Source organism: Edaphobacter sp. (assembly GCF_035763405.1).
Lineage (GTDB): Bacteria > Acidobacteriota > Terriglobia > Terriglobales > Acidobacteriaceae > Edaphobacter.
Map to the genome: position 1 here is coordinate 1 of NZ_DASUBE010000144.1, position 11,211 is coordinate 11,211.

Below are 11,211 nucleotides of genomic sequence, written 5' to 3' on the forward strand. Positions count from 1 at the left end.
GACCCGCTCGCCGTCGATCAGGGCCAGTCCGTCGTGCTCAACTGGCGCACGGAAAACGCCAACTCCGTCACCATTGACGGCATCGGCACGGTCCCGGCCAACGGCACCCAGACCGTCACGCCTTCCAGCTCGACCAACTTCCACCTCACCGCCACCGGCGACGGCGGCAGCACCGAAGCCAACGTCCGCGTCACTGTCCGCGTGCCTGTCGCGCCCACCGCGCCCGGCCCGAACGAGAGCGACATGGGATCCGAAGCTGAGTTCCACGCTCATGTAGCCGACGTCTTCTTCGACTACGACAGCTACGACCTGCGCCCCGACGCCAAGACCTCCATCACTCAGGCCGCCGCGTACCTCAACGCGCACCCAGCCATCAAGGTCGTCATCGGCGGCTACTGCGATAGCCGGGGATCGGCTGAGTACAACCTGGCCCTCGGCGAAAACCGCGCCAACTCCGCCCGCACCGCGCTCGTCGATGCAGGCGTCCCGGCCAGCCGTCTGCGCGTCGTCAGCTATGGCAAGGAGAAGCAGTTCTGCACCGAGGAGACTGAAAGCTGCTGGCAGCAGAACCGCCGCGACCAGTTCTCGCTCGACCGCTAATCCACATCAACCTGCAACCGGGCGGAACTTCGGTTCCGCCCGCGTTTGTGTTGAGCAAGAACACAAACGCTCGGGTGCCCTATCCATCCCGCTTTTTGCGACGGGAAAAGCATAACCAACCCGCCTTTGCATTTTCCCAGTGGAGAAAGCGCCGCCCTAATGTGGAAACCCCAGCCGCCGCCCCAACCTGTTACCCTGTCATCCGCATCCATTTAATTGAATAATTGAAGCAATGCCTCCAGAACCGGAAGGCAGTCGAACATAAGGAAATCGAGCCGCCCATGTCCACACGCTACGCACTGCTCGCCCGCACCTCGAAGTCTCTCGGCATCACCGCCGCCCTGCTTGCCGTCTCGCTTGCTGCGCCCCAGGCCCGCGCCGCCAACAAAGACATCATCCAGCTTCAGGTCCAGGTGCAGCAGCTTCAGGACGCCGTCGCGCGTCTCCAGCAGTCCAACGACGAGCGCATGGGTGTGCTGAAGGACCTCGTCCAGCAAAGCGCCGATTCGGTCAACAAAATGTCCTCCAGCATGGATGCCATCCAGCTTCAGATCAAAAACCAGCAGGACGCGCAGAACGGCAAGATCGACCAGATCTCCGGCCAGATTCAGTCCCTCAACGATTCGCTCGACGAACTCAAGGCACGCCTCGACCATCTCGAAAAGATGGTCGGTGACGTCCAGAGCCAGCAGCAGTCTATCAGCGCAGCCATCCAGGGTGGCCAGGGATCCCCGGGCGCCAATCCCGCCGGAGCGAACACCGGAGCACTCCCTCCTGGAACGGAAAGCCCGCTCACCTCAGGTAAGCCCTCCGCCGCCATCCCCGCAGGCGCGTCACCGGCGTCGCCCGCAGCCCCACCTGCCGACGACCTTTATAAGACCGCGCTCAACGATTACATGGCGGCCAAATACAAGCTCGCCTCCTCCGAGTTCGGCGACGTCATCAAGAACTATCCGGACAACCCGCTCTCGGGCAACTCCTATTACTACCGCGCCGAGATCGACTACCGCGCCGGCCGCTACACCGAGGCCATCAAGAGCTACGACGCCGTCATCAACAACTACCCGGCCAGCAACAAGGTTCCCGTCTCGCGCCTCCACAAAGGCCAGGCGCTGTTCGCGCTCAAGCAGCGCGACGCCGGCATCCGCGAGCTTCGCCTGCTCATCCAACGCTTCCCCAACTCACCCGAAGCCATGCAGGCCCGCAGCCGCCTCAGCGGCATGGGCGTCACCACCTCAGCGCGCCGCTAGCAACCGGCGCACATTGCGCCCTCGCCTCTTTTGTTCTCATTCCCGAAGGGAATCTGCGCTTCGCATCGGCCAGCCCTGGGCTTCACCTATGTGGAAAACGTTCAAGCCCAGTCCGACTGGCGCGTCGGGGATTTGAACCTCAGTTCGCAGCAGTCGCCGGCTTCGGCGCAGCAGCGGCAGTTGTTGGCTTCGAGCCAGCACCAGCCGTGGTCAGCACAATGTTCTCCTGGTCCTTGGTCAGCATCTTCGAGAAGAAGTCGCGCAGCCCTGCATACTCCGGCGTAAGGTAGATGATCTCTCCAAGCGAGAAGCTGCGGCGATAGGTGATGCTACCCGGCGCCGAGTCAGTCGACACGTGATACAGCGCGAAGTCTTTGAACTGGAGCTTGTCCGCGGCCGGAGACGATTCCACAGCGAAGTCCGCGGGATACTTGATGCGTACAGCATCCTGAACCATGTGAGGATAGTCGAAATAAACCGGCACCTCGCGCTTTACGCTGGTGAAGCGCGGCTTGGCATTGGACTCGAAGATATCCGAGGGCACAAAGAGCCGTTTGCCCGTAGGCTCTCCGATATTTCCCTTCACAAAAAAGTTGACCGCCAGAGGCTGCTGGTAATCGGTGAGGTAATCGATCGAGACGACCTTGACCTCCATGCCCTGCGGCAGCAAATGCTCGACGCTTGTGCGCAGATTCTCCCGCAAGCCTGTCTCGTCACCATTCAGAGCAAGCTGACGCCAGTAGAGCGCAGGCGATCCTATGTAAGTCATCTTGACGCTGCCGGAAACCGAGCCATGCTCATCCATCACCAGATCGCCGATGCGCTGCGTGCGTGAGTTGGTATACGGCTCAGCCGGAGTCTCGACGAAATCCGATCCCTTGTCCGTCTGGCGAATGCCGTCCGCCATCGAGTGCTTCCACTCCAGATGTCCGTATGGGCAGTAGCGCGAGCCGGGGTCGAAGTACTGCTCTTTCCCATCTACATTGACGATGGCGACATAGTCGTCGAGCTGGCTCAAGGTCAGGAAGTTCTTGATGAAGATGTTCCTGTCGCGATTGGTCACAGCAGCCACATAAGCCTTCATCCCGGCCGCGCGCGCCATGGCGACAAAGAGTTCCGTTAGTTGATCGTCGTTGCCGCGCTTGCGCTCCAGAATATCGTCCGTGTTATGGACTTCCTTCAGGCCGTGCGCCTTGTCCTCCTGCACCGTCTGCGCACGTGTGTAGCTCGTGTTCTCCATCTGCATGATTGCCGCGTAAATCTTTCTCAGCTTCTGGTCCTGCGTGTCTGCCGGAGAGACCAACTGCTGAACCGCTGCGGTGACTTCATGCCCGGGGCCGATGAACTTGTTTCGGGCCTTGTCCCAGAACTTTCCTTCCTTCTCCCAGAACTCGTTGCCGTTGCGATATTCCGTGTAATAAAACAGCACGCGATACGTCAGGCTGGTAATCGGCGGCATGTACTCATCATGCGGTGCGGGCGGAACATCCTGAACCGTAAGCTCGAAGACATGGTGCGGGCCCTCCATCCCGCTCGCAGGCAGTTCTGTCTGTTGTAACTTCGCGTCAACGGGCAAAATGGGAAACCATGAAATGGTGTTGATCATGTCCCCACGTTCGTTGACCATGTCGTGGGTCGTCGGCCTCCAGACATAGTGTGCTTTGCGGGTATAGAGGTCGCCCTGGATATACCACTTCGGCGCAACGAAGTAGTCATCGTCGTAACGAATGTTATAGCGGTATTCAAGGATGCTTCCGACCTGAACATCAGGAAGCGTAAAGACCTTGGCCATGACCTTCACACCCTGGTCTTTCTGAATGAGCTTCTGATACGGCTTGCCGGTAAAAGGAATGACCGTACCATCGGAGTGGATCGTCCTGCCTTCAACCTCATCTACGGTGAAGCTGGCGCCCTCGCGCCAGTGAGCATACTGAATCTCGACGTTGGCGCGGTCCTTCCCCGATTCCGTCAGCACCTTGATTCGCGCGTAGACGCTGAATGAGTGGAGATCGTCCGTCGAGGTCTCCTCGTAGAACAGATACACCGCAGATGCACCCGGCACCTGCGGCTGCGAGGTCATCGAAAGCTCCTCGTGCGTCGGCTCAGTCCATTTGTCTGCGCGGGCAAACGGCGCGTTGAGAGCAAGAGTGAACATGCAGAGCAAGGCAGAGAGGCAGTACCGTGAAATCCGGTTCATGGGTTGTTCCTTCTTCCGTTTGTATGGCGCATTCCTATCAACTCGAATTTGAAGACTACTGTTTCTTCAAAACTGCGCGAGCCTGTTCATCGGCCGCAATCACTCCTGCGAGCTTTCGCACGTCGCCGTACTTCTCCGCCGGCAGTGTCACCTGACGCACCGTATACGTGCGGGTGTAGTGCAACACATTGTCCTTGACGGTGCTCGAACTCCGATAGACAGCAAAGCCCAGGTCCACATCCACCGCGTCAGGCACCTCATCGGCGGTATATCCCTCAGGCAACGTAATCGTGTAATTGTCAGTCTCCTGCATCGTCTCATGCAGGTTGATAGGGTAGCGACGCGGCTTGTCATCCACCTCAATTCCATCGCTACCAAGTACGCGCGGACGGACAACCAGCAGCGGGCCCATGTTCCTTGCATAATGATCTGCAGTAATGACGTATGAGGTCGTAAGGGCCTTGTTGAGCGCATCGACGTTCTCCACCTTGAAGTCCGCAACCGAGAATGCGCTGAAATCCTGACCCAGAACCATATTGAGAAACCGCGACTGCTCCTTGGCATCAGCCATGGTATAGAGACTGCGACGACCTTCCGACACATCGCCAAATCGCTTTTCCGTGACCGTACCCTGAAGTGAGCCATCCGCCGCAAGCTTGAAATTGGCCGTGCGTTCGATGGTGTTCAGGTCTGGCGCAAGCACCGGGAACTGCACAATCTGACTGTCGGCCCCTTCAAGCAGAAGGCCGTATCCGCCTTGCAGGTTGTCTTCGAGTTGGCCAAAGGGCGTCTTCTCCCACGTAGGGTCGAAGATGAGATACCGCTGCCCCGATTTGGCCGTGACCACGCTGTGGAGCCTGGGCGAGTCATAGCCTTTGGGTATCTCGATAGCCGCAATCATGTGGTTGCCGACGATCGACGGCGCATCGGGATCCACCACGCCTCGCCTGCTATCCACCATCACCAGCGCGGAGTGGATACCCACCGCAGAAAGCATCGCGCTCAGCAGCGTGGCCTTGTCCTTGCAATCGCCGTAGCGGTTCCGAAAAATGTCGTCCGCAAAGTGCGGCCGGTAGCCGCCAATGCCAAGTTCAATGACGAAGTACCGGACCTGCTGCTGAACAAAATCAGCGATGGCCTCGGCCTTGTCGTAAAAATCGGTTTTGCCTGCGGTCAGTTCACTGGCCTTCGCTGCAATATCCGGTGTGGCCACAAGGCGATCTTTCGCGAGCCCCGCATACCACTCGCCGATACTCTGCCACGTGCCGTCCGTGGGAAAAACAATGCCCGGGCCTTTGTAGTGAACGGTCATGCGGCCCACCAGCGAGAACTCCGCAGGACGAAGCCGAACATGGTCAAGATCGATGGCGGGAACGTTGTTCATCTCCCAACGCCATCTCTGGTTTTCAAGATCCATCGCCTTGGTCTCCGGATGATGGGCCCAGACGGTGCCAAAGGTGTAACCGGGCGGCAGCACCAGCGTGAAGCTTTGGGCAAGCCCGGGAATGTTGCTCTGAAAAAACCACGTGTACTCCGTCAGATAGGGACGGGTACGCTGCTCATATTCATACGCGATCACACCTCCAGGGTCACGGCCGGGGGGACTAACAGACTTGATCTTGTCATCTTCGTAGTAGTTCCCCTGTCCTGGATAACCCATCTCCGCGAACTCATTGTCCTTGATGGCATACTGATGACCATCCGGCCCAATGCTCCACGCATGCAGCGAGACGATCTTCGTGTCCTTGTCGAAAGGAACTGCGACGATCCCTTCATCCCGGCCCTGCGGACGAAGAATCTTCACCACATGACGGCAATGCTCCACCGCGCTGCCATCGGGCGCAACGGTGTAGGTTGTATCGTCCAACAGCACCACCGCGTTAGTCTCAGGCGGATAATCAGGCAGTTTTTGCGCCGCAGCCGCCGTCACCCAGTCCGGAACATTGTCCTGCTTCGAGGCATAAGCTGGCCCAGCGATAAGAACCAGTACGGTCAAAGCAGATACGGATAGCAGATAGGTGCGTACTCTACGAAGGATCGCTGCCTGGCAGATCATCCCGTTCACTTGCCCAAAGTTCTCGTATCGTTGCGGATTCCCAACAGCCATCCGGCTGTAACTGTTGCGCGTTGGAGTGTTATACGACGGACCCGGGCGAAGAGCAAGTGAAATCGAGTGCAACGTATTTGCCATTGCATTCCCGACTATGAGAGTCGGGATCCACCCCTGACCACAGTCTGCTGTCAGTTGCGAATGCCGTGCATCAACTCTTCCACCTCGCCGCGCTCAGCGCCGGTCAAAGGCAGCAATGGAAGTCGCGCCGGGCCCCCGTAATAGCCGTTCAGGTCGCACCCATATTTGATACCCGGCACGCCAAGCTGCTCCTCAATCCTCCGGGCAATCTCGCCAAGCCGTCGTTGCTTCTCTTCAGCCAACCCCTCGTCGCCGTCCTTCCACGCAGCAAGCACCTCGTAGCACGCCTGCGGAGCACAGGCCGCAAACGCCGCCATCGCACCCACAGCGCCACCCCGCAGTCCTTCCAGCACCCCGCCAACGCCACCCGTCAATATCTGAAAGCCAACCGTCTTCGTCCGGGTCCGCGCAGCCATCTTCGGCGAAACCATCGCAACCCCGGCCTTCGCGCTCAGCGATTGAGCCGACACCCACTCGCCCCCAGCCTGTTGCCTCCGCATTCTGCCCGTCACCGCAGCAAATACCGCAGTCACCGTAACCTCCCGCTTCACCGCCGCCGTCAGCGACCGCAGCCTTTCAACCCGCTGACGATCCGCGCCATCATCCAGTATCCCAATCACACCTGGATGACCAGACAACTCTGCAACCAACTCCCCGGATAGCATCCCGTCCGGCTCGCTCCAAAGCGCTACCGGCAATGCTGACCGGTCCGCAATCATCTGAAAGTACTGAAGCAACTCTTTCGCCGAACGGCCCCGAAGCACGCCCGGCCGCTTCACCAGAACCGCATCATAGCTCAGCCCGGCAGCGTACTCCGCCATCTCAAGAGTCCCGGCAACGCTGTCCCGCGAGACTCCAGCGACCAGCACCTTTTCCACCGCGGCAGAATGGGCCACGCCGCGAAGCACGTGCCGTGCCTCCTCGTCCGAAAGCATCGAAGGCTCGCCCGTCCTCGCCAGCGCCACCAGCCCCGCGCCGGGCGCAAGCGAGTACCGCTCCACATTCTGTTCCAGTTTTCTGAGATTCAGGCGTCCGTCGGCGGAAAACGGCGTCGTCAAGGGCAGATAGAGACCTTCAAGCAGCATCTCTCTATTCTAACCAGCCGCAAACGACTCAAAACAGTGACCCCCCACACGCGAAACACCGACCTCATCGCCGCTCCGGCCCGATATGCTAAGAACGGCCATGGAAGCAGTGTGAGAGAACCCCATGATCACCGCGCCCGACAGACCGCGTGACCGCTCCATCAGTGACCTCGTCCGCGAGGCCCTCTGGTTTCTCACCCACACGCTCGTCGCTGTTGTCCTGCTCGGCGGTGTACTCGGCGTCATGACGATGAACCACCCCGACCCGAACTCCCCCGGCCCCAAAGTCGTGGCCTCCGTACTGGCCTTCCTCGTCCCCATGTTCGGCGGCCTTCTGATCAGCCGCTTCCAGCGGAACAGCACCGCCCGCTACGTCTGGATCTCCGGCCTGGTGGTCTTCACCATCGTCAGCGTCTGGGTGCTCGACCTGCCCACCGGCGTCGGCCTCTGCGAGCACTGCGGGTCGGTCGAGAAGATCTGGCGCACCTTCTTCTCCTTCAGCCACGGCAGCGGCCTGATGAGCGGCGACGGCCCGCTCATCGGCGCATGGATCCCGCTCGCCATGGTCAGCTACGCATTCGGCGCAAGGTTCGGTCTCGAACCCTAAACCGCAACCACCGCACGCTCCGCATGAAGCGTCTGGAGAGCAGCCACACTCAGCGTGCCGCGCTGCAACGCAGCAATGCCCTCAGCCGCGGCCCGCGCCGCAGCCAGCGTCGTAATCGTCGGAATGCGTGCGAGCACCGCTGCCCGCCGAATCGCCTTCTCATCGAAGAAGGTGTCCTGCCCATGAGGCGTGTTGATGATGAGCTGAATCCGGTCGCCCTTGATCAGGTCAACCACGTTGGGCCGGCCTTCCTTCACCTTGTAAACACGCTCCGGCTGCAAGCCCGCCATTTCGAGCGCCACTGCCGTTCCATTTGTTGCCACCAGATGGAAGCCCATCTCGACGAACTGCCGCGCCAGCGGCACCAGCGTCTCCTTGTCGTGGTCGTTGACGCTCAGGAAGATCGTCCCCTTGAGCGGCAGCAACTGTCCGGCGGCAATCTGCGCCTTGGCAAACGCCTCGCCAAAGTTGTCCGCCACGCCCATCACCTCGCCGGTCGATTTCATCTCCGGCCCAAGCACCGTGTCTACGCCGTGGAACTTGCCCCACGGAAACACCGGCGACTTCACGAAGTAGTGCGCGCCAGTATCGAGATCGCGTCCACTCGCCACCTGCTCCGGCAGCATCTCTTTGAGCTTCTTGCCGACCATAATGCGCGATGCGATCTTCGCCAGCGGCACGCCCGTCGCCTTCGACACATAGGGCACCGTCCGCGAAGCCCGCGGATTGACCTCGATGACGTAGACCTTGCCGCGCTGAATGGCAAATTGAATATTCACCAGTCCCATCACATTCAGCGATCGCGCCAGCTTGCGCGTGTACGAGCGAATCGTCTGCAGCACGTCTTCGGAAAGATCTACGGCAGGCAACACACACGACGAGTCGCCCGAGTGGATGCCGGCCTCTTCGATGTGCTGCATGATGCCTGCAATCACAACATCCTCGCCATCGCACAACGCATCCACATCGCACTCGACGGCATCTTCAAGGAAGTGGTCGATCAGCACCGGCCGCTCCTGCGAGAATTCGATGGCCGTCGTCATGTAGCGCACCACCGCAGCGTCGTCATACGCAATCACCATCGCGCGCCCGCCCAGCACATACGAAGGCCGCACCAGCACCGGATAGCCCACGCGATTCGCACCCGCCACGGCCTCTTCCACGCTGGTCGCCATCGCCCCCTCGGGCTGCGGAATCTTCAACTCTTCAATCAGCTTGCCGAACCGCTTGCGGTCTTCGGCCAGATCAATCGACTCCGGCGAAGTCCCGATGATTGGCACGCCGGCCTTCTTCAGCGGTAGCGAAAGATTCAGCGGCGTCTGCCCACCGAACTGCACAATCATGCCGATGTCCGCGCCTGACGTCGCCTCGTGCTCATACACCCCGAGCACATCTTCAAGCGTCAGCGGCTCGAAGTACAACCGGTCGCTCGTGTCGTAGTCCGTCGAGACCGTCTCCGGATTGCAGTTCACCATGATGGTCTCGTAGCCGTCTTCGCGCAGCGCAAACGCCGCATGGCAGCAGCAGTAGTCGAACTCGATTCCCTGTCCAATGCGGTTCGGCCCGCTGCCCAGAATGATGACCTTCTTCCGCTCCGTCGGCGCTGCCTCGTCCTCTTCGTCGTAGCAGCTATAGAGATAGGGCGTATAGCTTTCAAACTCCGCAGCGCACGTATCCACCAGCTTGTAGACCGGCTGCACATTCAGCTTCTTGCGCAGCGCGCGGACGGCAGCCGTGCCCTCCGCTCCACCCAGGCCCCAGTTTGCGGCAAGCCGCTCGTCGGAGATGCCCATCCGCTTCGCATCGCGCAACTGTTCCGCCGTCACCTTGTCCATCGGCGTCGCGCCAATCGCCTTGATCTCGTCGGTAATCTGCTTCATCTGGTGCAGAAACCACGGGTCCATCCCGGTCATGCGCGCGACCTCGCGCACTTTCATACCCTGCTCAAACGCATAGCGAACATAAGCCAGCCGGTCCGGGTGCGGCGTCACCAGCCGCTGTGTCAACCGGCGCGGCTCAATGTTGTCCGCCGTGGCCTTCTTGCCGGTCTCAAGCGAGCGCACAGCCTTCATCAAGGCTTCCTTGAAGGTGCGGCCAATCGCCATCACCTCGCCCACCGACTTCATCTGCGGCCCCAGACCCTCGTCCGCTCCGGGGAACTTCTCAAACTGCCACTTCGGAATCTTCACGACGACATAGTCAATCGTCGGCTCGAAACACGCAGGCGTCGCCTTCGTGATGTCGTTCTGAATCTCGTCGAGCGTGTAGCCAACAGCCAACCGCGCCGCGATCTTCGCAATCGGAAATCCCGTCGCCTTCGACGCCAGCGCCGAAGACCGAGACACACGCGGATTCATCTCAATCACCGTCATGCGCCCGTTCAGCGGATTCACCGCAAACTGCACATTGCTGCCGCCGGTCTCGACGCCAATCTCGCGGATCACCGCAATCGCCGCATCGCGCATCACCTGATACTCACGGTCGGTCAGCGTCTGCGCCGGAGCAACCGTGATCGAGTCGCCCGTATGCACGCCCATCGGATCGAAGTTCTCAATCGAGCAGATGATGATGACGTTGTCCTTCAGGTCGCGCACTACCTCAAGCTCGTACTCCTTCCACCCGAGCACACTCTCCTCAAGCAGACACTCATGCACCGGCGAAAGGTCCAGTCCACGCGCCAAAATCTCCATCAGCTCTTCGCGGTTATACGCGATGCCGCCGCCCGAGCCGCCCAGCGTAAACGAAGGCCGGATGACCACCGGAAATCCGAGCTTGCCCGCAAACTCCAGGCCATCGCGGATGTTGTTCACCAGCGCCGACCGCGGCATGTCGAGACCGATCTTGTTCATCGCGTCCTTGAACAGCAGCCGGTCTTCGGCCTTCTTGATCGCCTCCAGCTTCGCGCCAATCAGCTCGACCCCCAGCTTGTCGAGCACGCCGGAATCAGCCAGCTCCACCGCCAGATTCAACGCTGTCTGCCCGCCCACCGTCGGGAGCAGCGCAAACTTGCCACCAGCGCCGGTCCCATCCGGGTCCATCAGGTCCTTTTCGACGCGGAGAATCTCCTCCAGATACGCAGCCGTCAACGGCTCAATGTACGTGCGGTCCGCCACCTCGGGGTCCGTCATAATCGACGCCGGATTCGAGTTGATCAGCACCACCTCATACCCCTCGGCCTTGAGCGCCTTGCACGCCTGCGTGCCGGAGTAATCGAACTCAGCCGACTGCCCAATCACAATCGGCCCCGAGCCGATTACCAGAATCTTCTTGATGTCATTCCT

Annotated in this window: 7 protein-coding genes; 3 read left to right on the forward strand and 4 right to left on the reverse strand. The window is 60.2% G+C overall.

Features of this window, described 5'->3' with window-relative positions; genetic code table 11:
* A partial coding sequence (locus tag VFU66_RS13650; RefSeq protein ID WP_326446816.1) for an OmpA family protein occupies positions 1–600 on the forward strand: 600 nt, incomplete at its 5' end.
* 281 nt (positions 601–881) lie between these two features.
* Positions 882–1,850 carry a tetratricopeptide repeat protein gene (locus tag VFU66_RS13655; RefSeq protein ID WP_326446817.1) on the forward strand — a complete coding sequence of 323 codons (969 nt, stop codon included), beginning with the start codon at positions 882–884 and terminating at the stop codon, positions 1,848–1,850.
* Between the two features lie 139 nt (positions 1,851–1,989).
* Here VFU66_RS13655 and VFU66_RS13660 read toward each other — a convergent pair whose 3' ends face one another.
* The 3 genes from VFU66_RS13660 to VFU66_RS13670 form a co-directional block, all read right to left on the reverse strand.
* Positions 1,990–4,047 carry a DUF3858 domain-containing protein gene (locus tag VFU66_RS13660; RefSeq protein WP_326446818.1) on the reverse strand — a complete coding sequence of 686 codons (2,058 nt, stop codon included), beginning with the start codon at positions 4,045–4,047 and terminating at the stop codon, positions 1,990–1,992.
* A 55-nt stretch (positions 4,048–4,102) separates the two neighbouring features.
* Positions 4,103–6,043, reverse strand: a complete 1,941-nt coding sequence (locus VFU66_RS13665; protein ID WP_326446819.1) for a DUF3857 domain-containing transglutaminase family protein — start codon at positions 6,041–6,043, stop codon at positions 4,103–4,105.
* 245 nt (positions 6,044–6,288) lie between these two features.
* Positions 6,289–7,323, reverse strand: coding sequence for a dihydrodipicolinate synthase family protein (locus VFU66_RS13670; protein WP_326446820.1), 1,035 nt, complete (start codon positions 7,321–7,323; stop codon positions 6,289–6,291).
* Positions 7,324–7,447: 124 nt separating this feature from the next.
* On the opposite strand from VFU66_RS13670, the gene VFU66_RS13675 reads away from it, so the two are divergent.
* The gene (locus tag VFU66_RS13675; RefSeq protein WP_326446821.1) at positions 7,448–7,930 is read left to right on the forward strand and encodes a hypothetical protein; all 483 of its coding nucleotides are present in this window, start codon (positions 7,448–7,450) and stop codon (positions 7,928–7,930) included.
* Here the strand turns inward: VFU66_RS13675 and carB are convergent.
* A partial coding sequence (gene carB / locus VFU66_RS13680; RefSeq protein ID WP_326446822.1) for a carbamoyl-phosphate synthase large subunit occupies positions 7,927–11,211 on the reverse strand: 3,285 nt, incomplete at its 5' end. The genes VFU66_RS13675 and carB overlap by 4 nt on opposite strands.

Bases quoted from the DNA above. Each gene is read 5' to 3' on its own strand.
- VFU66_RS13655 (WP_326446817.1), top strand. From the start codon at position 882: ATGTCCACACGCTACGCACTGCTCGCCCGCACCTCGAAGTCTCTCGGC.
- VFU66_RS13660 (WP_326446818.1), bottom strand. From the start codon at position 4,047: ATGAACCGGATTTCACGGTACTGCCTCTCTGCCTTGCTCTGCATGTTC.
- VFU66_RS13670 (WP_326446820.1), bottom strand. From the start codon at position 7,323: ATGCTGCTTGAAGGTCTCTATCTGCCCTTGACGACGCCGTTTTCCGCC.
- VFU66_RS13675 (WP_326446821.1), top strand. From the start codon at position 7,448: ATGATCACCGCGCCCGACAGACCGCGTGACCGCTCCATCAGTGACCTC.